At 62.8% G+C, this 22,393-nt stretch carries 21 protein-coding genes and 2 tRNA genes; 8 read left to right on the forward strand and 15 right to left on the reverse strand.

Going from position 1 to position 22,393, the window contains the following annotated elements; translation table 11 throughout:
* Positions 1 to 2 precede the first annotated feature (2 nt).
* Complete coding sequence (gene galK, locus IV454_RS28740) at positions 3 to 1,079, reverse strand: galactokinase (protein WP_206088955.1); 1,077 nt, start codon at positions 1,077 to 1,079, stop codon at positions 3 to 5.
* Positions 1,069 to 2,136 (reverse strand): galactose-1-phosphate uridylyltransferase, encoded by a 1,068-nt coding sequence (gene galT / locus IV454_RS28745; protein WP_229521905.1) that lies wholly within the window; start codon positions 2,134 to 2,136, stop codon positions 1,069 to 1,071. The genes galK and galT overlap by 11 nt, the downstream gene beginning before the upstream one ends.
* Positions 2,137 to 2,497: 361 nt before the next feature.
* Here galT and IV454_RS28750 point away from each other — a divergent pair, with 361 nt between their 5' ends.
* The gene (locus IV454_RS28750; protein WP_206088964.1) at positions 2,498 to 4,747 is read left to right on the forward strand and encodes a family 1 glycosylhydrolase; all 2,250 of its coding nucleotides are present in this window, start codon (positions 2,498 to 2,500) and stop codon (positions 4,745 to 4,747) included.
* 506 nt (positions 4,748 to 5,253) lie between these two features.
* Here the strand turns inward: IV454_RS28750 and IV454_RS28755 are convergent.
* The 11 genes from IV454_RS28755 to IV454_RS28805 all read right to left on the reverse strand — a co-directional run bounded on the left by IV454_RS28755 (position 5,254) and on the right by IV454_RS28805 (position 14,702).
* Positions 5,254 to 5,673: an Arm DNA-binding domain-containing protein gene (locus tag IV454_RS28755; RefSeq protein WP_206088965.1), complete on the reverse strand. Its 420-nt coding sequence runs from the start codon at positions 5,671 to 5,673 to the stop codon at positions 5,254 to 5,256.
* A gap of 153 nt (positions 5,674 to 5,826) precedes the next feature.
* Positions 5,827 to 5,917 (reverse strand) — tRNA-Ser (locus IV454_RS28760).
* 53 nt (positions 5,918 to 5,970) lie between these two features.
* Positions 5,971 to 6,060: transfer RNA gene (locus IV454_RS28765), tRNA-Ser, on the reverse strand.
* 64 nt (positions 6,061 to 6,124) lie between these two features.
* Positions 6,125 to 7,414 carry a serine--tRNA ligase gene (serS, locus tag IV454_RS28770; RefSeq protein ID WP_206088967.1) on the reverse strand — a complete coding sequence of 430 codons (1,290 nt, stop codon included), beginning with the start codon at positions 7,412 to 7,414 and terminating at the stop codon, positions 6,125 to 6,127.
* A 299-nt stretch (positions 7,415 to 7,713) separates the two neighbouring features.
* Positions 7,714 to 8,430, reverse strand: coding sequence for a DUF3053 family protein (locus IV454_RS28775; RefSeq protein ID WP_206088969.1), 717 nt, complete (start codon positions 8,428 to 8,430; stop codon positions 7,714 to 7,716).
* Positions 8,431 to 8,568: 138 nt separating this feature from the next.
* Positions 8,569 to 8,769 (reverse strand): hypothetical protein, encoded by a 201-nt coding sequence (locus IV454_RS28780; protein ID WP_206088971.1) that lies wholly within the window; start codon positions 8,767 to 8,769, stop codon positions 8,569 to 8,571.
* Between the two features lie 262 nt (positions 8,770 to 9,031).
* Positions 9,032 to 10,333, reverse strand: coding sequence for a replication-associated recombination protein A (locus IV454_RS28785; protein ID WP_206088973.1), 1,302 nt, complete (start codon positions 10,331 to 10,333; stop codon positions 9,032 to 9,034).
* A gap of 119 nt (positions 10,334 to 10,452) precedes the next feature.
* The gene (locus IV454_RS28790) at positions 10,453 to 10,842 is read right to left on the reverse strand and encodes a DUF6463 family protein (protein WP_206088975.1); all 390 of its coding nucleotides are present in this window, start codon (positions 10,840 to 10,842) and stop codon (positions 10,453 to 10,455) included.
* Positions 10,843 to 10,928: 86 nt separating this feature from the next.
* Complete coding sequence (locus IV454_RS28795; protein WP_206088983.1) at positions 10,929 to 11,591, reverse strand: energy transducer TonB; 663 nt, start codon at positions 11,589 to 11,591, stop codon at positions 10,929 to 10,931.
* A 23-nt stretch (positions 11,592 to 11,614) separates the two neighbouring features.
* Positions 11,615 to 12,247, reverse strand: a complete 633-nt coding sequence (gene lolA, locus IV454_RS28800) for an outer membrane lipoprotein chaperone LolA (RefSeq protein ID WP_206088985.1) — start codon at positions 12,245 to 12,247, stop codon at positions 11,615 to 11,617.
* A gap of 97 nt (positions 12,248 to 12,344) precedes the next feature.
* A complete protein-coding gene (locus IV454_RS28805) occupies positions 12,345 to 14,702 on the reverse strand; it encodes a DNA translocase FtsK (protein WP_206088989.1) in 2,358 nt (785 codons plus the stop codon).
* Between the two features lie 215 nt (positions 14,703 to 14,917).
* On the opposite strand from IV454_RS28805, the gene trxB reads away from it, so the two are divergent.
* From trxB to IV454_RS28820, 3 genes are all read left to right on the forward strand, one after another.
* Entirely contained in the window at positions 14,918 to 15,874 is a 957-nt protein-coding gene (gene trxB / locus IV454_RS28810) for a thioredoxin-disulfide reductase (protein ID WP_054263301.1), read from the forward strand.
* Between the two features lie 12 nt (positions 15,875 to 15,886).
* Positions 15,887 to 16,552, forward strand: coding sequence for a Smr/MutS family protein (locus IV454_RS28815; protein WP_206089004.1), 666 nt, complete (start codon positions 15,887 to 15,889; stop codon positions 16,550 to 16,552).
* Between the two features lie 99 nt (positions 16,553 to 16,651).
* Positions 16,652 to 17,260: a trimeric intracellular cation channel family protein gene (locus tag IV454_RS28820; protein ID WP_054263303.1), complete on the forward strand. Its 609-nt coding sequence runs from the start codon at positions 16,652 to 16,654 to the stop codon at positions 17,258 to 17,260.
* Between the two features lie 173 nt (positions 17,261 to 17,433).
* On the opposite strand, the gene IV454_RS28825 is transcribed toward IV454_RS28820, so the two are convergent.
* Both IV454_RS28825 and IV454_RS28830 read right to left on the reverse strand, forming a co-directional pair.
* Entirely contained in the window at positions 17,434 to 17,772 is a 339-nt protein-coding gene (locus tag IV454_RS28825) for a P-II family nitrogen regulator (RefSeq protein ID WP_054263304.1), read from the reverse strand.
* A gap of 82 nt (positions 17,773 to 17,854) precedes the next feature.
* Positions 17,855 to 19,924: an NAD(+) synthase gene (locus tag IV454_RS28830; protein WP_206089017.1), complete on the reverse strand. Its 2,070-nt coding sequence runs from the start codon at positions 19,922 to 19,924 to the stop codon at positions 17,855 to 17,857.
* A gap of 149 nt (positions 19,925 to 20,073) precedes the next feature.
* Between IV454_RS28830 and IV454_RS28835 the strand changes: the two genes are divergently transcribed.
* From IV454_RS28835 to IV454_RS28850, 4 genes are all read left to right on the forward strand, one after another.
* Positions 20,074 to 21,213: a GNAT family N-acetyltransferase gene (locus IV454_RS28835; protein WP_206089021.1), complete on the forward strand. Its 1,140-nt coding sequence runs from the start codon at positions 20,074 to 20,076 to the stop codon at positions 21,211 to 21,213.
* Complete coding sequence (locus IV454_RS28840) at positions 21,210 to 21,593, forward strand: VOC family protein (RefSeq protein ID WP_206089024.1); 384 nt, start codon at positions 21,210 to 21,212, stop codon at positions 21,591 to 21,593. Before IV454_RS28835 ends, IV454_RS28840 begins: the two co-directional genes overlap by 4 nt.
* A gap of 71 nt (positions 21,594 to 21,664) precedes the next feature.
* Positions 21,665 to 22,114 (forward strand): hypothetical protein, encoded by a 450-nt coding sequence (locus tag IV454_RS28845; protein ID WP_206089027.1) that lies wholly within the window; start codon positions 21,665 to 21,667, stop codon positions 22,112 to 22,114.
* Positions 22,111 to 22,332 (forward strand): helix-turn-helix transcriptional regulator, encoded by a 222-nt coding sequence (locus tag IV454_RS28850; RefSeq protein ID WP_229521906.1) that lies wholly within the window; start codon positions 22,111 to 22,113, stop codon positions 22,330 to 22,332. The genes IV454_RS28845 and IV454_RS28850 overlap by 4 nt, the downstream gene beginning before the upstream one ends.
* Positions 22,333 to 22,393: the final 61 nt, after the last annotated feature.

A 22,393-nucleotide genomic window follows, 5' to 3' on the forward strand; every position in this document is an offset into this window, starting at 1 on the left:
GGTCATTCCTGGGTCAGTGGTTGTGGCATCAGCACGCGGCCCGCGCGCCCGCCACTGTTGTAGCGTGCGATCACGGCTTGGCCCGCAACCTGCGCGGCGCCGGCGTCGCACAAGGCCACGCAGGCGCCGCCGAAGCCGGCGCCAGTCAGGCGCGCACCGAGCACGCCGGGGGTATCGCGCATGAGCTCGCATAAAATATCGAGTTCCACGGTCGACACTTCGTAGTCGTCGCGCAGGCTAGCGTGCGACTGGTTCATCAGCATGCCGAACTGAACTGCGCTACAGCCACGGGCGGCGCGCTCGGTGCGCGCATTTTCCGAAAACACATGTTGGGCACGGCGCCGGTAGGGTTGATCAAGCCGTTCGAGCAGCGCCGCCCCGCTCAGTTCGCGCAGCGAGCCCAGGCCGAGCGCATGCGCGGCGGTCCGGCACTCGGCACGGCGCTCGTTGTACTTGCTCGTGGCAAGCGTGCGCGGCACGCCACTGTCGATGACCAGCACTTCCGAGCCGGGCGGCAATGGCAGCACGGTGGTGTCCAGCGAACGGGTATCGAGGAACAACATGTGCTGCGCGTTGCACAGGCTGGCCGCCATCTGGTCCATGATCCCGCACTGAACCCCGGCATACGCCACTTCGGCCTTCTGGGCCAGTTTTGCGAGATCGATGTCGCTCAATGACAGGCCGAGCAATTGGCGCAGCGCGCGCAGGGCCGCCACTTCCAGCGCCGCGCTGGAAGACAGCCCGGCGCCGACCGGCACACTCGAACGCACATACATGCGCACCGGCGGAACCGGATGGCCATGCTGCTCGAGCAAGCGAATGCAGCCTTCGAGGTAACGGCCAAAGCCGGAACCGAGATGCCCGCGCCGTGCCAGCAAAACATGCTCGTTCAATTCTTCGGAGTAAAAGTGAAACGCATCGTCCTTGCTCGGCGCTACGAACACGCTGGTACGCATCGGCGTGGCGATGGGCAGCACGAAGCCATCGTTGTAGTCGGTATGCTCGCCCAGCAGATTGACGCGGCCGGGCGCAGAGGCTTCCACCGGCACGCTGCCGGAAAAGAACTGATCAAAGTCCATGGGATACTTGTCCTTCCAGATCGATACTGACCATGCGCAACTCCTCCGCTGTGTTTTCGGGGAGCACATCCATCGCAAACATGCCGGCCCCGATTTCGGTACCCGCGAGGTATTTGAGCCTGTCGCGCGAGCGGTACGGCGGGTAGAACTGCGCATGCAGCTGGGTTTCCGAATGGGGCAAGCCGTCGGTGGGCGCCTGGTACCACGCCATCAGGTACGGGAAAGGCCGCTGCCACAGCCCCTCGTACTTGAGCAGCACGGCTTTGACGCACAGCGCCAGGTCGTGCTTCTGTTCGGCCGACAGCGCAGCGAAATTCTCCACCGGCGCGAGCGGCATGACCCACACTTCGTACGGGTAGCGCGCGCACACTGGCACGAACGCGACGGCATGGGCGTTCCGGTAAACGATGCGGCGCCCGTCCGTCAGTTCGCTCCGCGCCATGTCGCACAGCAGGCTTGTCTTGTGCTGCATGAAGTAGGCATGTTCGTTGTCGAGCATGCGTTCGGGAACTGGCGGAATAAAAGGATAGGCGTAGATTTGCCCATGAGGATGGTGCAAGGTCACGCCCACTTCCGCGCCGCGGTTTTCGAACGGGAGCACGTAGCCGATGACGCCCGTTTCGGCCGCGCGCCGGGTGCGATCGGCCCAGACGTCGAACAGCAGCGCGATGCGCTCCACGGGCAGGCTGTGCAAGGCGGCATGCGGATCTTGCGTGAAGACGACTACCTCGCAACGGCCGGTCGCCGGCGCGGTTTCGACGTGCAGCGCGGGCGGCGCGCTCGATCCAAGTGCCAGCGACGGAAAGCGATTGTCGAACACCGCCATTTCATAATCGCCGACCGGCAACTCGGTTGGGTTGGCCGGGTCGATACACACTGCGAGGGGATTGTATTCGCGCGGCGGCAGAAAGGGCCGGTTTTGACGGAAAGCGGCATAGGCGACCCATTCACCGCGCAGCGGATGCCACCTGAGGTGCGGATTCGGATTGGTCGATTCGTTGGTGGGGCTGGGCGCGCGCGCGTAGTGGGTGATCGGTTTTTGACTGTACAGGGTCAAGGATCTTCCATCTGGCTTGGTAAGGTCGACGCTGTACATGGGAATTTTCGGTATCAGATGAGATAAATTATTTTCGTTATTAAAATCTTACCAGTTCACAATTGAGACAACATCCCGCACGCGTCAGATATCCACGGCAGTGCCCGTAAGACCTTTCCTACGCGGCGTCAAAGCCGGCGATCCCACCGCTACAAAGGGCCAAGTGCGCGTGGTGCGGACGCGCGGCGACTTCAAGCTAGCGCTACCGGAAGTCGAGGAAAGGTAAAATTCTTCGAGATATCATTTACCCAACTACTCGTTATCACAAGCGCCCCGCGCCGGACCAATTGCGCCGGTGTAGGCAAGAACCGAAGAGCGACCCATGCACAGCAAGGCTAAAACACCCGACACCGACATGCTTCAACTATGGGGAGGACTCGAATGCACCATCAACCGTGTCCACGACCGCTACCATTCGCAACTGGACCAGAATGGCCACGCCCGGCGTGCCGACGACATCGACCGCTTCGCCTCGCTCGGCATCCGCGCCATCCGCTACCCGGTTTTATGGGAGCAGATCGCACCTGCGGGGCTGGAGCGCGCCGACTGGTCGATGAGCGATGAACGGCTGCAAGCGCTGCGCGACAGGAACGTCACGCCGATTCTCGGCTTGGTGCACCACGGCAGTGGCCCGCGCCATACCAGCCTGGTCGACCCGGACTTCGCCACCGGCCTGGCCCGGTACGCAGCTGCGCTTGCCGCACGCTATCCTTGGGCCGAGTACTACACCGTTGTCAACGAACCACTGACCACCGCCCGCTTCGCCTGCCTATACGGGCTGTGGTACCCCCATGCCCGCAGCGACACAGCATTTCTGCGCGCCCTGCTGGTGCAGTGCAAGGCCACGGTGTTATCGATGCAGGCCATCCGCGCCGTCAACCCCGCTGCGAAACTGGTGCAAACGGACGACCTCGGTAAAACATACGGCACGCCGGCAATGCAGGCGACCACGGAGTTCTATAACCAGCGCCGATGGCTGGGATGGGATCTGTTGTGCGGCATGGTCGGGCCGACGCATGCGCTATGGTCCTACCTCATTGACAATGGCATCGCTCCCGAGGAATTGGCCTGGTTCAGCGCCAACGCCTGCCCGCCCGATCTCATCGGGGTCAATTACTATGTGACCAGCGAACGCTGGCTCGACCATCGGCCCGAGAACTACCCGCCCTGTTACCGCGGTATCGCGGGCAACCTTCCTTGCGCCGACATCGAAGCTTCGCGCGTGCTGGCGGCGCCGACCGGCGGTATCGGCCCGTTGCTCGACGAGGCATGGTCGCGCTACCGGATTCCAATCGCGGTGACGGAAGTCCACATCGATGCCAATCGGGAAGACCAGCTGCGTTGGCTGATGGAGGTGTGGGAGGCGAGCATGCAGGCGCGTGTCAATGGCGTGGACGTGCGCGCCGTCACGGTCTGGTCGCTGCTTGGCGCCTTCGACTGGAACAGCCTGGTAACCGCCCAACACGGCTACTACGAATCGGGGGCATTCGATCTGCGCGGAGCCGCGCCAAGGCCGACCGCCATCGCCGCGATCATGCGTCAACTTGCCGTGGGGGACACGCCGGATCATCCTGCGCTGCACGGCAGCGGATGGTGGCGCCGGCCGGCGCGCTTGCTGGCCGCGCCGGTAGCGGCGCCCGAAGCGCTCGCCTCCATCAGTGCCGACCGCCACGGCGCTTGGCGCGGCACCCCGGCGCCTATCCTCATTACCGGGGCCAGCGGCACATTGGGCCGCGCCTTTGCCCGGATCTGCAAGGAGCGCCACCTCGCTTACCGTCTGCTTGGCCGCGATGAGATGGACATTGCCGATCTTGCCTCGGTGGAGGCTGCTGTCGCGCGTTTCAAGCCATGGGCGCTGATCAATGCCAGCGGCTACGTGCGGGTCGACGAGGCGGAGCACGATGCAGAGCGCTGCATGCGTGAAAACACGGCAGGGCCGGCCATCCTGGCGGCAGTGTGCGCGCGCCAGGGGATTCATTTGACGACATTTTCGAGTGACCTGGTGTTCGACGGTCGCCAGAACACCCCGTATGTCGAGACCGACGCGACCAGCCCCCTCAATGTGTATGGGCTCAGCAAGGCCATGGCCGAGCAACAGGTGCTGCAAGCGCACCCCGGCGCGCTGGTCGTGCGCACGAGCGCGTTTTTTGGGCCGTGGGACGCGCACAATTTCGTGACCCAGGCGCTGGCGCAGCTGGGCCGCGGCGAGGTCTTCCGGGCGTCCGACGACGTCACAATTGCGCCGACGTACGTACCCGACCTGGTGAACTGTTGCCTCGATTTGATTATCGATGGCGAGCGTGGGATCTGGCACTTGAGCAACGGGACCGCGATCACTTGGCTCGCTCTGGCGAGAAAGGCAAGCGAGATGGCGGGAATCGATACACCCGGTTTGCAAGCGCAGGCGTGCGACCAATCGGGCCAAATCGCGGCGCGTCCCAGGTACAGCGCATTGGGGAGCACGAGGGGACACCTGCTCCCCTCACTGGAGAGCGCGCTGGAGCGATTTGCCGAGGCGCGGCGGGCCGCCTTGGCGGCTGCGGAAACGTGGTGCGTGAAGAGCGGTAGTTAAGCTGCGCAGGCGGTTTGGCGGTTCGGCCGCGCTGCCCGCCGGCATTTGGTTCACCCCGGCATAATGCGATCGGTCCGATGTGAAATCAACCGGCAAGCGCTCACTGCGCCGCGGCCGTCATTGTTGCGCGACCTGTACCGCCGCGCATGTCGCGTTGCTTGGCGCTGCAAACACTCGCCATGCTGCGCAATGGGGGCGGAAAAAAAGCCGTTGAAGCCAGAGGCTTATTTACCGCAAAATGCATAAGCCTGCCAGTTCCGGCATCGCTCCCATAGCATTGCGCCATGCAGTTGATAGCTGCCTTAAAACACGCCGCTTCCCGGCGGTGTAACGCTATCATTAATCAATTCGACAGCGCTCTGAAGACGGCGACCGGTCGACGCTTACGAAAACGCCACTGCGCCGTGAGCTTGAACAGCCTTGGTACATGCAGGAACGTCTTTGCGATGAATGTCCGTGATCGGCACGCGACCAAGCAGGGGAAAGACGTCCGCTTCCATGCGGTGCTAAATGTTTTTAGCCGTCTGAGGTTGCCAGGATTCGACGAACGTGTGGTGCCATTCACGTGCAACGCGTTCGAAAGTATTGGCGGCGACGTGCGACGCGCTGGCAGCCGCGACATCGCGTTCGCGACCGGGATCGGCCCCAGCGGCCAAGTGCGCACGTGCGGCAGCGCGCTTCGCGCGCGCGTCGGCGAGTGATATCTCGGGGTAGCTGCCAAAACTCAACCGGTTTTCTTTGCCATTAAGCTGCCGGTACTTCATACGCCATAGCTTGGAGCCGCCGGGCATGACTTCAAGGTACAGCCCGCCGCCGTCGAACCTCTTCAGTGACTTCTCCCCCGGCTTGGCGTTTCGGATAGTCAGGTCAGTCAAAGGAGCAATTTGCTTAGCCATGATGGTGGGGGCATGACGTTTTGGGGGCATGGGCTTTTGGGGGCACGGAATCTGGCCCCAAACATGCCCCCAAGTGGAGAAGACATAGCTGGACAAAGCTGGACCATAAAAACAAAAAACCCGGAGCCTCACAATAGAGACTACGGGTTCTTTGACAGTCCAGGACGAGCTTGGACAATGTTTTGGCGGAAAGGGTGAGATTCGAACTCACGGTACACCAAAGATGTACACTGGATTTCGAGTCCAGCGCATTCGACCACTCTGCCACCTTTCCTGGTCTTGCTTCAAAAAAAATCCCCAAATAGCGGGGATTTTTTTCTTTATTCATGGCGGAGAGGGTGGGATTCGAACCCACGGATGGGTCGCCCCATCGCTTGATTTCGAGTCAAGTACATTCGACCACTCTGCCACCTCTCCTTTCTCACATTCCTGCGAGAAGGCAAGATTATAGCACCCGTCAAAAAAAAGGCAAAGACTATTTTCAGGGCGTCAGGCGGGTCAGCCCGCCCATGTACGGATGCAGCACGTCCGGAATGACCACACTGCCGTCGGCCTGCTGATAGTTCTCCAGCACCGCCACCAGGGTGCGTCCCACCGCCAGGCCCGAACCGTTGAGCGTGTGCAGCAGTTCCGGCTTGCCGGCCGCGTTGCGGAAGCGTGCCTGCATGCGGCGCGCCTGGAATGCCTCGCAGTTCGACAGCGACGAAATCTCGCGGTAGGTGTTCTGCGCCGGCAGCCACACTTCCAGGTCGTACGTCTTGGTCGCGCCAAAACCCATGTCGCCCGTGCACAGGGACATCACCCGGTACGGCAGGCCCAGCCCCTTCAGGATGGCTTCGGCGTGGCCGACCATCTCGTCCAGCACGTCGTACGAGGTGTCCGGATGCACCACCTGCACCATTTCGACTTTATCGAACTGATGCTGGCGGATCATGCCGCGCGTGTCGCGTCCGTAGCTGCCCGCTTCCGAACGGAAGCATGGCGTATGAGCCGTCATCTTCATCGGCAACTGGTCGAGCGCCACGATCTCGTCGCGCACGATGTTGGTCAGCGATACTTCCGACGTCGGAATCAGGTAGAAGGTTTCGCCCTCGCCTTCCGCGCCGCCCTTTTTCACCGAAAACAGATCGGCTTCGAATTTCGGCAGCTGGCCGGTGCCGCGCAGCGAATCGGCGTTGACCATGTACGGCGTATAGCATTCGGTATAGCCGTGCTCCCCCGTGTGGGTGTTGAGCATGTACTGGGCCAGGGCGCGGTGCAGGCGCGCGATGCCGCCCTTCATCACCGAGAAGCGCGAGCCGGTCAGCTTGGTGGCGACGTCGAAGTCCAGCCCCAGCGCGCTGCCCACGTCCACGTGGTCGCGCACGGCGAAGTCGAACGCTGGCGGCGTGCCGACCTTGCGCACTTCGACATTGCCGTTTTCATCCGTTCCAACCGGCACCGAAGGGTGCGGCAGGTTCGGCACCGCTTCCATGAACGCGGCCAGTTTCGCCTGCACTTCGCTCAGCGCTGTTTCGTTGGCCTTGAGCTCGTCGCCCAGGCCGGCGACGTCCGCCATCACGGCCGACGTATCTTCGCCCTTGCCCTTGAGCATGCCGATCTGCTTCGACAGCGAATTGCGCTTGCTTTGCAGGTCTTCGGTACGCGTTTGAATCGCCTTGCGTTCGGCTTCGAGGGCGTTGAAGCTTGCCACGTCGAGCTGGAACTTGCGCGTCGCCAGGCGGGCCGCGACGTTGTCGATATCTTTACGGAGAAGTTGAATGTCTATCATTGTCGGTAGTGCCGCTATGTGGAGGGACAGGAAGGATTCCTTGCCGGAATCGCTTTTCCCGGTGAACCGTGCGGGCGAATCCCGCCGCGCACGACTCACGCAAAATAAAAGCTTCGATACGAAGCCGGTGTCACAACGTTCCAGGCAAGGCAATGCACTTGACGAGGCAGCCAGGCGGCAAGCCCAAGCCCGCACAAGGTGCACTGGCCCTGTTGTTCAATGAGCAGTTTAACCGATTCCCCGCACAATCGCACCTTGTCGGGCCTGCGTCGCGCCCGCCATGCGGTGGGCAATCGGCATTAATGTCCGGAGATCATGCTGAGCAGCTTGCGGTCCGCCTGCGCGACCTCGGCGCTCTTGGCGTTGAGCTCCTTCATGCGCACAGTGGCCTCGTCGAGGACTTTCGGGTCGTCGATCTGGGCCATGACCCCGCTGAACTTGACTTGATCCTTGTGGGTATCGAGAAAATCGGCCATGTTTTCGGCATTGGTCAGCATGCCCTCCATCACGACGAGAAATTCCTTGAAGTTATTTCCCGGATCGGTGACCGCACGGGCGTACGCCTTGTCGAAAACCGGTTTCAGGTCGTCCGGCTGCTTGAGCGCAACGCGCCTGGTGCTGGCCGCCGCCTGTTCGGTGTCGATCAGCGCCCGCAGCTGCGCACTGGTCTTGTGCAAGGCGACCACGTCGGCCCGGCGCGCCACCAGCTCGGACATGGTGATCACCATGTTCTTGGACATCATATCGCGCAGCGGTTGCTGGACTTTCGCATCCATCGACTTGTTGTAGTCGGTGATCACGGCGAAATGCTTGGCGTAATCGCCAAACGATTTTTCTTCTTGCCGGGTCAAGATGGGTACATGCAGCCCGGGCTTATCGACGATGCGCGCTTGCAGAAACGCGATGAACGCCGCGCGCTCCTTTGGTTCCGAACTGCAGCCGGCGATGCCGAGGGCAAGAACGCCACCCAGGGCCCACATCAGGGCACGTTGTGAAAAGCTCACGACTGTTTGCATAAACGACTCCTCTATGATCAGCGCTGGATCATAGTGCAAACATGCAAAACTGACAGCAATAGAATGTGCTTTTTTTGCTATGTACGTGCGTGTGAGCAACTGACAGGCACGCTGAGGGCTGGTTTGCCCGCCCCGGACTTACTGTTGTGCGGCTTTTTCGGCGGCGGTCAGGCGCTTTGCGCTGACCACGACGACGGTCACATTGCTGTCGGCAGCAGCAGCGGCGTGGGTTGGCGCGGCGCTCGCATGCAGCGGTACTTCGGCGGTGGCGTAGGCGGCAAACGTGGCCATGACGGCGGCGGCGAGGAAGACGGCTTCGAGGTTTTTACGGACTTTCATGATCTTCTCCAGTGGGTGAGGCGAGTTGGTATGGTGGTACTTTACCCACTCGTCCCCTGCCCTTCCACCGGCTTGCGATGAAGCGCAGGAAATCTGGAACAGGATGCGGAAAAACGCGACGACCAGTTATCGGCATGCAAGAACACCCGCCGTTGCAGGCGAACGCCGCGCAGCTGGCAATGTCCCGCGCAGCGGACCACCGGCCCTGTCCGCCACACGCCGCCGGCGCCACCGGCGTGTGCGCCGTACGCGCGTCTCAGTCTCAGTTACCAGCGTCCTCGTCGAGCCCGCGCAACCAGGCCAGCTTTTCGGCAATCTTGGCTTCGATCCCGCGCGGCACCGGCTCGTACCAGCGCGGCTCGACCATGCCTTCGGGCAGATAGGTTTCCCCGGCCGCATAGGCATTTGGTTCGTCATGCGCGTAGCGGTACTCGTGGCCGTAGCCGAGCTCCTTCATCAGCTTGGTCGGCGCATTGCGCAGGTGCACCGGCACCTCGCGCGACTTGTCCTTTTTGACGAAGGCTACCGCGCGGTTGTACGCGTTGTAGCCGGCATTGCTCTTGGCCGCGATGGCCAGGTAGATGACCGCCTGCCCCAGCGCCAGTTCGCCTTCCGGCGAGCCGAGCCGCTCGTAGGTGGCGGCGGCATCGTTGGCGATCTGGATCGCACGCGGGTCGGCAATGCCGATATCTTCCCACGCCATGCGCACGATGCGCCGCAGCAGGTATTGCGGATCGGCACCGCCATCGAGCATGCGGCACAGCCAGTACAGCGCCGCGTCTGGATGCGAGCCGCGCACCGATTTGTGCAGCGCCGAAATCTGGTCGTAGAAATTGTCGCCGCCCTTGTCGAAACGGCGCGAATTGAGGGTCAGCGCATTGTCGACGAATTCGCCCGTGATGTGCGTGAGGTCGGACGTTTCGGCCGAGGTCTTGGTCTGTTCGAGCAGGTTGAGGAAGCGGCGCGCATCGCCGTCGGCGTAGCCGATCAGGGTGGCGATGGCGACTTCGTCGAACGTCAGCTGGCCCAGCACTTTCTCTTGGGCGCGCTTGAGCAATTGCAGCAGCTCCGTGTCGGTCAACGCCTTGAGCACGTACACCTGCGAGCGCGACAGCAGCGCCGAATTGACCTCGAACGACGGGTTTTCGGTGGTCGCGCCAATCAAGGTCACCAGGCCCGACTCGACGAACGGCAGCAAGGCATCCTGCTGGGACTTGTTGAAGCGGTGGATCTCGTCGATGAACAGGATCGTGTGCTTGCCCGTTGCCAGGTGATGTTCGGCCTGTTCGATGGCGGCGCGGATATCCTTCACACCCGACAGCACGGCCGACAAGGCGATGAATTCGCAGCCGAAGGCATTGGCCGTCAGGCGCGCCAGGGTGGTCTTGCCGACCCCGGGCGGGCCCCACAAAATCATCGAATGCGGCTTGCCCGACTTGAATACGAGACGCAAGGGCTTGCCTTCGCCCAGCAAATGGCTCTGGCCGATGACCTCGTCAATTGTTGCCGGACGCAGCGCTTCGGCGAGGGGCGCGGCTGGTTCGGTCTTGAACAAATCGTCCATGCGACCTCTTCATTAATAGGAAGCGCGTAGTCTAGCGCATGGCGCGAATCGGCGTTCAAGATAAGACCCGCGCGCTGCGCGACAGTTCCCGTATCACGCGAAAATACCCTCGCCAATCCCTACGCGGCGCCAACGCCGCGCACCTTGCCGGCATCCACCCGCACTGCGCTCTTGCGCAGCAAAATGGCAAACGCTGGCGGAAACACCAGCCAGAAGCCCGAGTCCGGCATCAGCACCACACCCAGCGCGGCCATCCCGAGCAAGCCCCAGCCGATCGGCTTGGGCAACGCGGTACCGGCCTTTTCGAGCGCATGCACCGGAATCGCGAACAAGGCCAGCAGAAGGCCGAACAGGAAGAACCAGGTGGTCGCGGCTTCGGTCATCCCCTTGGCTGTATTGAACAAGCCGCTGCGCAACATCCGCAGCATGACCGGCCCCATGACGATGACAGCGAACACGGTGTGAAGTAACGCAACTCCTGCCAACCAACGGCTGATCCAATGCTTCATGAAGCTCTCCCGATGACCCGGCCCCGGCGGGACCGACGCCCGATCATATACCCGAAAAAGCAATATTGCCAGATATGCATGCCTGATTATTTACCGGCCGGCGGCGGCACGAGCAGCACCCGCCCATACACCGCATCGGTCTTGGGCCCTGGCGCATTGGCGGCGACGAAACGGCAGCTTTGCACGTAATGCCTGATGTGCTCCGCGAGCGCGGCGTCGCGCACATGCCCTTCGAGCCGGATGTTGAATGGTTCGCCGCGGCCATTGGTCAGGAAGCGCACCAGCACGCCATCGTGCGCGGTCGGGGTCCTGTCGAGCGGTACGAAGCCACTGAACAGCCGGGACGCCATGCAACTGTCGGCATGCAGTTGCGGCCGCGCCGACGGTCCGCCGGACGTTGCCCACACGTAGTCGACCGAGCGCACGGCGTGCTCGCGCGGCTGGGCGGCATCGGTTTTCGGCTTGCATGCGTGCAGACTGCGCACCGCAGCGGCGTCGAGAATCGGCCAGCCGCTGCTCTTGCGCACCTTCACATCGGCGATGCGCCACTCCCTGATCCGGTAGTCGAGCACGGTCGTGCCCTCCAGATCGTAGCGCCTGGCCTCGGGAGGCCAGTCGGGCCGGGTGCAGGCCGAGGGCAGCTGGTGGGCCGTGGACGACGGCGCCCTGGTCTGCGCCAGCGCGGAACCCATCGTGGTACCAGTCAAAAACGTTACAGCCAGTGCAATACCGATTGTTCGCAAATTCAAGTGTGCTCCACGAGGAAGAGGGATCAGTTATTGACGACGTCAGCGCCTTTCGGGATGACGAATTTGAACTGGGTCGCCGTCAATGGCGGGTTTTTCTCGAATTTCTTGAACGCCAGTATCGAGGTCTGGCCGAAGGCATCGCGCAGCTCCATCGCTTCCGGCGTGCCATTGCGCAAGCCGATGCTGATCTGCTCGAACTGCGAATCCTTGCCTTTGGGCGCGGCGTTGAGCCACTCCAGGCCGTCGCGCGTGCCCGCTTCGGTCAGGGTGAAGTTCTTTTCCAGGTCGTTGCTGCCGAACAGGATGGCAGCCGGCGAGGAACCGAGTGCGTCGCCCAGTTTCTTGGTCGTCACCTGGTTCAAGTCCTTGTCGTAGATATACAGTTGCTCGCCGTCGGCCTGGAGCAATTGCTCGTACGGCTTCACGTAGGTCCAGATGAACTTGCCCGGACGGGCGAACACGAAGGTGCCCGACGAGGGCGCAGCCGCCTTGCCGGCATCGGCTTTCTTGACCTGGCGTTGGGTAAACTCGCCGCGCGCGGCCTTGGTGCCGGCCACGAAGGCTTTGAATTGATCGAGCGCGGTAGCGTGGGCCAGGCCGGCGCAAGCCAGGCTCAGGGCCAGCACGGCCGTCGTTTTAGTCAGTAAAAATCGCATGAATGTCCTTATGTTGGGGTCGCGTAGGCATGGTCATGCCCGGGAACCGGTCCATCCAGTAACGGATGAGCGGGCTACCCGGTGCACAGGCGACGGTTTATTCCGCGCTGGCAGCCGGGACCAGGATGTCGCGGTTGCCGTTCGATTGCATCGGCGAGACGACGCCGCTGTTTTCCATCTGTTCCAGCAAACGCGCCGCGCGGTTGTAGCCGATGCGCAGATGACGCTGCACCAGCGAGATCGAGGCGCGCCGGTTCTTGAGCACCACCTGCACCGCCTGGTCGTACATCGGATCGGCTTCGCCGCCGGCCTCGCCAGCCGCGCCACCTTCCGCTCCGCCGCCCTCGCCTTCGAGCGTGCCGCCTTCGAGTATGCCTTCAATATAATTCGGTTCGCCCGACAGCTTGAGGTGGGCCACCACCCGGTGCACTTCCTCGTCGGACACAAACGCACCGTGCACCCGCACCGGCAAACCGGTACCGGGCGGCATGTACAGCATGTCGCCCATGCCCAGCAGCGCTTCCGCGCCCATCTGGTCGAGAATGGTGCGCGAGTCGATCTTGGACGACACCTGGAAGGCGATCCGGGTCGGAATATTCGCCTTGATCAAGCCGGTGATCACGTCCACCGACGGCCGCTGCGTCGCCAGGATCAGGTGCAAACCGGCCGCGCGCGCCTTTTGCGCGATACGGGCGATCAATTCCTCGACCTTTTTGCCGACCACCATCATCAGGTCGGCCAGCTCGTCGATGATGATGACGATGGTCGGCAGTTTTTCCAGCGGCTCCGGCGAGTCCGGCGTCAGGCTGAACGGATTCGGAATATGTTCCTCGCGCTTGGCCGCCTCGGCGATTTTGGCGTTATAGCCGGCCAGGTTACGCACCCCCAGCTTACTCATCAGCTTATAGCGGCGCTCCATCTCGTTGACCGCCCAGTTCAGCGCATGGCCGGCCTGGCGCATGTCGGTCACCACGGGCGCCAGCAAGTGCGGAATGCCTTCGTACACCGACATTTCCAGCATCTTCGGATCGATCAGGATCATGCGCACATCGGCCGGGTCGGATTTATACAGCAGCGACAGGATGGTCGCATTGATGCCCACCGATTTACCCGAACCGGTGGTACCGGCCACCAGCAAGTGCGGCATCTTGGCCAGGTCGGCGATGACGGCCTTGCCGGCGATATCCTTGCCCAGCGCCACGGTCAGCTGGGAAGCGCTATCGTTATAGATCTTGGAACCGACGATTTCGGTCAGGCGCACGATCTGGCGCTTAGGATTGGGCAACTCCAAGGCCATGAAATTCTTGCCGGGAATGGTTTCGACCACCCGGATCGAAGTCAGCGACAGCGAACGCGCCAGGTCGCGCGCCAGGCCGACAATCTGGCTGCCCTTGACCCCCGTGGCCGGCTCGATTTCGTAGCGCGTCACCACCGGGCCCGGATACGCCGCCACCACCTTGGCATCGACCCCGAAGTCCGACAATTTCTTTTCGATCAGGCGGCTGGTGAATTCCAGGGTTTCCACCGATACCGTTTCCTGCACCTCGGGCGCATCATCCAGCAAGGACAGCGGCGGCAAGGACGAATCGCCCGGCAAGTCGCGGAACAGCGGCGCCTGCTTCTCCTTCTGCACGCGCTCGGACTTGACCACCTCCATCACCTGCGGCTCGATCTTGACCGGCGGCGCCGTCACGTGCTTTTCCACGTGCTTGGCGCGCTCGTGCACCACCACTTCATCGCGCTTGACGGCCGCCACTTCGCCCTGCTTGCGGTCTTCACGGTCCTGGTAGCGCAGGCGGAACCAGTCGATCGCGTTTTCGATGGCGCCGCCGATGCGCTCGGCCACATTCAGCCAAGACACATGGAAAAACAGGCTGAACCCAAGCCCGAACAGCAGCAACAGCAGCAAGGTGGCGCCGGTAAACCCGAACGCCGAATGGGCCGCGTGGCCGATCAACTGGCCCAGCACCCCGCCCGGCGCCCGCGGCAACTGCACCGACAGCGACCACATGCGCAAGTATTCCAGGCCCAGGCTGCCGACGAACAGCACCGCGAAGCCGATCCAGCGGATGAGCGCTTCCTGCTGGTGTTCAGGATCTTCCTCGGTTTCCAGCACAAATTTCTGATTGAGCGAGCGATAACCCTTCCACAGCATGCGCAGGAAACAGACGCACCACCACCAGGCCGAAAAGCCGAAGATAAACAGCAGCAAGTCGGCCAGATACGCGCCCGCGCGCCCGCCCAGGTTGCTTACCTGGGACACCTGCACCTCGTGCGACCAGCCGGGATCGCCCTTGTTATAGCTGAGCAAGATCATCACGAAGTACAGGAACATCACGCCCAGCGCGATCCAGCGCGCCTCGGACAGCAGGCGCACCACGCGGTTCGGCAGGGGTTGCCGCATGGCGGGCTTGCGGGTGTAACTGGCGTTGGAAGGTTGGCTTGTCTTAGTCATTCTTGTTGCTTACAGTGCTGCCGTGGCTGGCGATCATTGTTGCGATGTTGACGATGCGCTCATTCTAAGCCATCCGGCGTGCATCGGCCCCATGATTCATGCCAGGTCGCATCATGGACTATAATCGGGGGTGCGCAAGCGAATGTTCGCGCACTTGATCTGACCGCAATCGGCCCCAGTTTCTCTTCATACACATATCGATTAAAGCCCGCCCCATGACCACTACCAAACACGCCAAAGTTCTGATCCTCGGCTCCGGCCCCGCCGGCTACAGCGCAGCCGTCTACGCCGCGCGCGCCAACCTGCAGCCGATGCTCGTTACCGGCGTGGAACAAGGCGGCCAGCTGATGACCACGACCGACGTCGAAAACTGGCCGGGTGATCCGCTGGGTGTGCAAGGCCCGGACCTCATGCAGCGTCTGCTCGAACACGCCACGCGCTTTAACACCGAGATCGTGTTTGACCACATTCACACGACAAAGCTCAATGAAAAACCGATGCGTTTGATCGGCGACAGCCATGAGTACACCTGCGACGCCCTGATCATCGCCACCGGCGCCTCGGCCATGTACCTCGGCCTGCCGTCGGAAACGGCGTACATGGGCCGCGGCGTGTCGGCCTGCGCCACCTGCGACGGTTTCTTTTACCGCAACCAGGAAGTGGCGGTCATCGGCGGCGGCAATACCGCGGTCGAAGAAGCGCTGTACCTGTCGAACATCGCCAACAAGGTCACCATCATCCACCGCCGCGACAAGTTCCGCGCCGAACCGATCCTGATCGACCGCCTGAACGCCAAGGCGGCCGAAGGCAAGATTGTCATCAAGTACAACCACACCCTGGAAGAAGTGATCGGCAACGATAGCGGCGTGACCGGCGTGCACATCAAGTCCACGGTCGACGGCGCCATCACGCCGATTTCCGTGCACGGCCTGTTCGTGGCGATCGGCCACAAGCCGAACACCAGCATTTTCGAAGGCCAGCTCGACATGCACAACGGCTACATCAAGACCCGCACCGGCCTCGAAGGCATGGCCACCGCCACCAACATCCCGGGCGTATTCGCCGCCGGCGACGTGCAGGATCATATTTACCGCCAGGCCATCACCAGCTCCGGCACCGGTTGCATGGCGGCGCTCGATGCCCAGCGCTACCTGGAAAGCCTGAACGACTAATAAAGTAGAGCGATGCCGATGAAAGACTTTTCCGATCTGAAATCCCTGCGCGAACAGCTCAAGGGCCAGGACGAAGCGCGCGCCCGCGACAAAGCCGAGCGCGAAGAACGCGAACGGGTGGCCGTGCAAGAGGCCAACCTGTTTACGAGCGCCATCGGCGGCGTGCGCAAGATGCCCGAATCGAACCGTTTCGTGCCCAATGCGCCGCCCGGCATCAACGTCAAGGTCAAGCCGGCCAAGGTATTTCGCAACCAGGCCGAGGATGATGCGGCGGTGCTGCGCGAATCGCTGTCGGACCAGTTCGAGGTCGATCACCTGCTCGAGGACGACCCCAGCCTGAGTTTTTCGCGCGCCGGCATCGGCACCGACGTGGTGCGCAAGCTGCGCAAGGGCCACTGGCCGGTCCAGGACGAACTCGACCTGCACGGCTTGCGCCGCGATGGCGCGCGCGAAGCCATCGGCGAATTCCTGCACAATGCCGGCAAGCGCAAGCTGCGCTGCGTGTGCGTGATTCACGGCAAGGGCCTCGGTTCGGCCGGCGGCGAACCGGTGCTGCGCTCGATGGTGCACAGCTGGCTCGAACAGAAGGATGAAGTGATCGCCTTCTGCGCCGCCAACGTGGACGGGCGCAGCCATGGCGCCCTGATCGTCCTGCTCAAATCAGCCATCGCGCTTTGACCATCGCGCCCGGTATTTTCCCGGGCGCACTCCTTACACTGTCCATCATGCCTTACCGCATGTTAGGCTAGCCATATTCGCCACCGTACAGTGCACCGCATGTCCCTCATCACGCTCATTGAAATCATGGCGATCCTGGTTGGCGCCTTCTCCGGCTTCATCGAAGCGCGCCGCAAGCGCATGGATCTGGTCGGCGTATTTACCGTGGCCTTCATCACCGCGTTCGGCGGCGGCACCCTGCGCGACATCCTGCTCGACCGGCGGCCGCTGTTCTGGGTCACGCATCAGGAATACGCGATTCTCATTTTTGTTCTGGCCCTGATGGCCGCGCCCCTGATCCGGACCCTGCGCCAGATCGTATCGGAACGCCTGATCGTGGTGGCCGATGCGGTGGGGCTGGGATTGTTCTCGATTGCCGGGGTGGCATCGGCGCTCGAAGCGCACATGCCGATCTTCATCGCCTCGATGATGGGCGTGATTACGGGGATTTTTGGCGGGGTGCTGCGCGACATCGTCTGCAACGAAGTACCGATGGTGTTTCGCGATGGGAAACCTTACGCGATCTGCGCCTTCATCGGCAGCTGGATGTACCTGTTGATGAAAAAATTCGGCGCCGACCCCGACCTGGCGCTATGGACCAGTGCCACGGTCATCAGCGGCCTGCGCCTGCTCACATGGAAATTCGACATGCGCATGGGGCGCTCGTAACATTTCCCTACCGGGGCCAGGCCTCCAAAGCGAACATCGTCGCCCCCGCGCAGGCGGGGGCCCAAGTTCGCAGCTCAGTCGTTGGCTACGGAACCAACTTGGGCCCCCGCCTGCGCGGGGGCGACGGCTCATAGGTTAACGCTACGGATTTTCCTCAAACTACGGCGAACTTCTTAAACCGCCTCCGGCCCCGTCTCACCAGTGCGAATCCGGATCACCTGCTCCACATCCTGCACGAAAATCTTGCCGTCGCCGATCTTGCCGGTGCGCGCGGCCTTGATGATGGCGTCCACCACCTGGTCCGCCATGCTGTCGTCCACCACCACTTCAATCTTGACCTTCGGCAGGAAGTCGACCACATACTCGGCGCCACGGTACAGCTCGGTATGACCCTTCTGGCGACCGAAACCCTTCACCTCGGTGACCGTCAGCCCCGTCACATTGACGTCGGCCAGCGCTTCGCGCACTTCGTCCAGCTTGAACGGTTTGATAACACAGGTAATTTGTTTCATGGCTACTCCTAATTAGTTGCTCGTCACGCGATGGAATTGCTGTTGCCACTATTCTAAACGAGCGGCCGTGCCATAGGCAGTGCTATTTCCCGACTTCATCCGGAATCCTGGCCAGATCGGCCTGCCACACGACCGCCTCGGCATCGCTCGGCGCGCGCCAGTCGCCGCGCGGCGACAGCGAGCCGCCATTGCCGACCTTCGGCCCGTTCGGCACGCACGAGCGCTTGAACTGGCTGGTCTTGAAGAAGCGGTACACGAATGTGGCCAGATGTTTCTTGATATCGGCCAGCGCATACTGGTTGCGGCTGGCGTGCAGTGCATCCGGCCACGCCCCCTGCTCGCGGTCCTGCCACGCCGACCAGGACAGAAACGCCACCTTCGATGGCGCAAACCCGTAGCGCAGGATGTAGTACAGATTGAAATCCTGCAGCTCATACGGCCCGATCGAACTTTCCGTGCTCTGCGCCGGCTTGTCTTCCCCGGCCTTGCCCGGCACCAGCTCGGGGCTGATTTCGGTCGCCAGCACTTGCAGCAGCACGTCCGAACCATCGGTGCCGATCACACCCGACTCGGCCACCCAGCGCACCAGATGGCTGATCAGGGTCTTGGGCACGCTGGCGTTGACGTTGTAGTGCGACATATGGTCGCCCACCCCGTAGGTACACCAGCCCAGCGCCAGCTCGCTCAGGTCGCCCGTGCCGATCACGATCCCGTTGTGGAAATTCGCCAGCCGGAACAGATGACTGGTGCGCTCGCCCGCCTGCACGTTTTCGAACGTGATGTCGTACGTCTCCTGCCCTTGCGCATACGGATGGCCGAGGTCCTTGAGCATCTGGATGCAGCTTGGCCGGATATCGATTTCGTGCGCTTCGCAGCCCACCGCTTCCATCAGCGCGCGCGCCTGGCGCAGGGTGCGCTCGCTGGTGGCAAAGCCCGGCATGGTGTAGGCCAGGATATTTGTGCGCGGCAGCTTCAGGTGGTCCATCGCCTTGGCGCACACCAGCAGCGCGTGGGTCGAATCGAGCCCGCCCGACACGCCGATGATCACCTTCTGCATGCCGCTTTGGGACAAGCGCTGCACCAGCGCCTGCACCTGGATGTGATATACCTCGGTGCAGCGCTCGTCGCGCCGCTGCGGGTCGGACGGCACGTACGGAAAGCGCTCGACCGCGCGCTTCAAGGCCAGACTCTCGCCGCCGCCCGGCGCGCCCGGCAAGGCGAAACGCACCACCCGGAACGCCGCCACCTGCTGCGCATGGTGCCGCACCTGCTGCGCAAAAGTGGTGGTGTGCATGCGCTCGCGCGACAGGCGCTCCAGGTCCACATCGCCGTAAATGATGTGCGAGTCGTCCTGGAAGCGCTCGGCCTCGGCCAGCAAGTCGCCTTTTTCGTAGATCAGGGTCTGGCCATCCCACGCCATGTCGGTCGACGATTCGCCGCGTCCGGCCGAGGTGTAAAGATACGCCGCCAGGCAGCGCGCCGACTGTTGCGACACCAGCTGGTGGCGGTAGCCGCTCTTGCCCACCAAAACGTTCGACGCCGACAGGTTGACCAGCACCGTGGCCCCGGCCAGCGCCGCGAACGACGATGGCGGAATCGGCACCCACACGTCCTCGCAGATCTCCACGTGAAAGCGCAGCAGCGCCACGCCCTCGACCTCGAACAGCAGGCCGGCGCCGAACGGCACGCTCTGCCCCAGCAGATCGATCTGGCTGCACGGCGCGCTGTCGGCGGCGCTGAACTGGCGCGCTTCGTAAAATTCGCCGTAGTTCGGCAGATAGCTTTTCGGGACCACGCCGAGGATTTTGCCGCCCGCGACCACCACCCCGCAGTTGAATAGCTGATGCCCGACCCGCAGCGGCAGGCCGACCACCAGCGCCAGCGGCAGGTGCGCGCTCGCTTCCATCACTGTGCGCAAACCCGCCTCGCAGGCGTCCAGCAGCGCGGCCTGGTGAAACAGGTCGTCGCAACTGTAGGCCGACAATCCCAGCTCGGGAAACGCCACCAGCGCCGCGCCCTCCTTTGCCGCCGCTTCGGCCAGCGCGATGGTCTGGGCCGCGTTGAAGACGGGATCGGCGATCTTGCAGCGTGGCGTGGCCACCGCGACCCGGGCGAAACCGTGCGAATAGAGGTTGAAGAAGTCGTTCTGCATGCAGTGTCTTTCGTAGGGTGGCGGCACGCGCGGCGCGGCGTGCGGCCGTCTTGCGCCTCCTTACGCTAATGTGCGTAGAATGCAATGGACCGCCTGCATCACAGCCAAGGTCGCCCGCCAAAAATAATGGAATAGCCGATTCGACAAGAATGAATTATCGCACGCATATCGTATCCTCCCTGAGCGAGATCGGCCAACCCGCCTGGGACGCCCTGGCGTCCACCCAGGCCGAGACCAATCCCTTCCTCTCCTTCGCGTTTCTCGACGCCTTGCACGAATCGGGCAGCGCCTGTCTTGACACCGGCTGGCAGCCGCAGTTCCTGGCCCTGTACGACGGCCCGGAACTGGCCGCCGCCATGCCGCTGTACGTCAAGATGCACTCTTACGGCGAGTACGTGTTCGACTGGGCCTGGGCCGACGCTTACCAACGCAACGGCGTCGATTACTATCCCAAGCTGCTGTCGGCGATTCCGTTCACGCCGGTGACCGGCCCACGGCTGCTGGCGCGCGACGGCGCCGCCCGCAGCGCGCTCCTGGCGGCGCTGGTGTCGACCCAAAAGGCGTCCGACGTCTCCTCGACCCACATCCTGTATCCGCCCGAAGACCAGGTCAGGCAGCTGGAAGCAGCCGGCTTCATGCTGCGCAGCGGGGTGCAGTTCCACTGGTTGAACGCCGGCTACCGCGATTTCGATGACTTCCTCGCGACCCTGGAGCAAAAGAAGCGCAAGAACATCCGCGCCGAGCGGCGCAAGGTGCGCGAGGCCGGCGTGATGCTGCGCCGCGTGCGCGGAGCCGACGCGACGGACGCCGACTGGCGCCTGTTCAACTGCTGCTACCAGCGCACTTACGCGGCGCACCGTTCCTCGCCTTACCTGAACCTGGATTTTTTCCAGCGCATCGGGCGCACCATGCCGGACAATATCCTGCTGGTGATCGCCGAGCGCAAAGGCGAGCCAATCGCCGCCTCGCTCGTGATCCACAGCGCCGACACCCTGTTCGGGCGCTACTGGGGTGAACTCGAACACGTGCCCTGCCTGCATTTCGAAACCGCCTACTACCAGCCGCTTGAATTCTGCATCGAGCAAAAAATCAAGGTGTTCGAGGGCGGCGCCCAGGGCGAGCATAAAATGGCGCGCGGCTTCCTGCCGACCCGCACCTGGTCGGCGCACTGGCTGGCCCACCCCGCATTTTCGGACGCCATCGAGCGCTTCCTGGAACGCGAAAGCGGCGGCATCGACGAATACATCGATGAACTGAACGACCGCAATCCCTTCAAGGACCCGGCATGATCTCGCATGTCTTCATCGGCGTGAGCGACTTCGCGCGCGCCTTCGATTTTTACGCGGCCCTGATGCCCGAACTGGGCCTGGCGCTCAAGTTCAGCGAACCGGCCAAGCCGTGGGCCGGCTGGATGAAGCCCGACAGCCCGCGCCCGCTATTGCTGATCGGCCACCCGTTCGCCGGTCCTCACAGCGCCGGCAACGGCCAGATGAGCGCCCTGCTCGCGCCCTCGCGCGCGGCGGTGGAGCGCGCCCACGCCACCGCCCTCGCCCACGGCGCCACCTGCGAAGGCGCGCCCGGCCTGCGGCCCGAGTATCACGCGAACTATTACGGCGCCTACTTCCGTGATCCGGATGGCAACAAGCTGTGCGTCGTCTGCCACGAATAAAGAGACGTATAGGTTACTTTTTGTCCGGATCATGATACATTTCGCACATACCAACCTGATCCGGAGCCAGCATGAACAGCACCACACCTCCGATTGACGATTGCGCCCGCCAAGGCCGCGCCGTGCTGATGACCGTCCTCGCCGCGCTGCTGCTGGTGGCCACGCTCGCCCTGGCCGCCGCCGTCGGCACCCTTGGCCCGTGGAGCGATCGCCTGCAGCGCGCCGCGCCCATGGCGCCGCTGGCCATCATCGTGTTCTGCGCGTGGGCGCGGCGGCGCCAGCACAACGCCGGTGCCGGCGCGTGGCAAGCCCTGTTCCGGGACGAATTCCGCCAGCAAAGCATCACCCGCGCCGTGCGCGCCGCCTTCATCTTCCTGCTGCTCGCGCAAATTCCGCTGGCCTGGCTGCTGGAGAGCCAGGCAGCGCCACCGCACCCGCTGGCGATGGCTTGCCTGAACATGCTCGCCGGCGCCATCGCCTTCCTCGGCGCCTTCCTGTACTTCGAGCGGCCGTCCGCATGAGCATGACGCCAGCGCTGCGCAATACGCTCAAGGTGCAACGGGCAATCCATCATCTCACCCAGGCCGGCCTGGCCGAACGCATCAATGTCAGCCGCAAAAGCATCAATGCCATCGAAACCGGCAACATGGTGCCCTCGATCGTGCTGGCCTTGAAACTGGCGGCGACTTTCAATGTCCCTGTCGAAACCTTGTTCCAGCTGGAAGCGGAAAACCCGTAACACTTGCGTCGCGACATTTTAAACATCCTTCAGCTTGACGCAGCTCGGTTTTAACACTGAC

The organism is Massilia antarctica, from assembly GCF_015689335.1.
Taxonomy (GTDB): Bacteria; Pseudomonadota; Gammaproteobacteria; order Burkholderiales; family Burkholderiaceae_D; genus Telluria_A; species Telluria_A antarctica.

Bases quoted from the DNA above. Each gene is read 5' to 3' on its own strand.
- IV454_RS28815 (WP_206089004.1), top strand. From the start codon at position 15,887: ATGCCGATGAAAGACTTTTCCGATCTGAAATCCCTGCGCGAACAGCTC.
- IV454_RS28835 (WP_206089021.1), top strand. From the start codon at position 20,074: ATGAATTATCGCACGCATATCGTATCCTCCCTGAGCGAGATCGGCCAA.
- IV454_RS28785 (WP_206088973.1), bottom strand. From the start codon at position 10,333: ATGGACGATTTGTTCAAGACCGAACCAGCCGCGCCCCTCGCCGAAGCG.
- lolA (WP_206088985.1), bottom strand. From the start codon at position 12,247: ATGCGATTTTTACTGACTAAAACGACGGCCGTGCTGGCCCTGAGCCTG.
- IV454_RS28805 (WP_206088989.1), bottom strand. From the start codon at position 14,702: ATGACTAAGACAAGCCAACCTTCCAACGCCAGTTACACCCGCAAGCCC.
- IV454_RS28840 (WP_206089024.1), top strand. From the start codon at position 21,210: ATGATCTCGCATGTCTTCATCGGCGTGAGCGACTTCGCGCGCGCCTTC.
- IV454_RS28775 (WP_206088969.1), bottom strand. From the start codon at position 8,430: ATGCAAACAGTCGTGAGCTTTTCACAACGTGCCCTGATGTGGGCCCTG.
- IV454_RS28750 (WP_206088964.1), top strand. From the start codon at position 2,498: ATGCACAGCAAGGCTAAAACACCCGACACCGACATGCTTCAACTATGG.
- IV454_RS28790 (WP_206088975.1), bottom strand. From the start codon at position 10,842: ATGAAGCATTGGATCAGCCGTTGGTTGGCAGGAGTTGCGTTACTTCAC.
- IV454_RS28845 (WP_206089027.1), top strand. From the start codon at position 21,665: ATGAACAGCACCACACCTCCGATTGACGATTGCGCCCGCCAAGGCCGC.
- IV454_RS28780 (WP_206088971.1), bottom strand. From the start codon at position 8,769: ATGAAAGTCCGTAAAAACCTCGAAGCCGTCTTCCTCGCCGCCGCCGTC.
- trxB (WP_054263301.1), top strand. From the start codon at position 14,918: ATGACCACTACCAAACACGCCAAAGTTCTGATCCTCGGCTCCGGCCCC.
- IV454_RS28830 (WP_206089017.1), bottom strand. From the start codon at position 19,924: ATGCAGAACGACTTCTTCAACCTCTATTCGCACGGTTTCGCCCGGGTC.
- IV454_RS28850 (WP_229521906.1), top strand. From the start codon at position 22,111: ATGAGCATGACGCCAGCGCTGCGCAATACGCTCAAGGTGCAACGGGCA.
- IV454_RS28755 (WP_206088965.1), bottom strand. From the start codon at position 5,673: ATGCCCCCAAAACGTCATGCCCCCACCATCATGGCTAAGCAAATTGCT.
- serS (WP_206088967.1), bottom strand. From the start codon at position 7,414: ATGATAGACATTCAACTTCTCCGTAAAGATATCGACAACGTCGCGGCC.
- galK (WP_206088955.1), bottom strand. From the start codon at position 1,079: ATGGACTTTGATCAGTTCTTTTCCGGCAGCGTGCCGGTGGAAGCCTCT.
- IV454_RS28825 (WP_054263304.1), bottom strand. From the start codon at position 17,772: ATGAAACAAATTACCTGTGTTATCAAACCGTTCAAGCTGGACGAAGTG.
- IV454_RS28820 (WP_054263303.1), top strand. From the start codon at position 16,652: ATGTCCCTCATCACGCTCATTGAAATCATGGCGATCCTGGTTGGCGCC.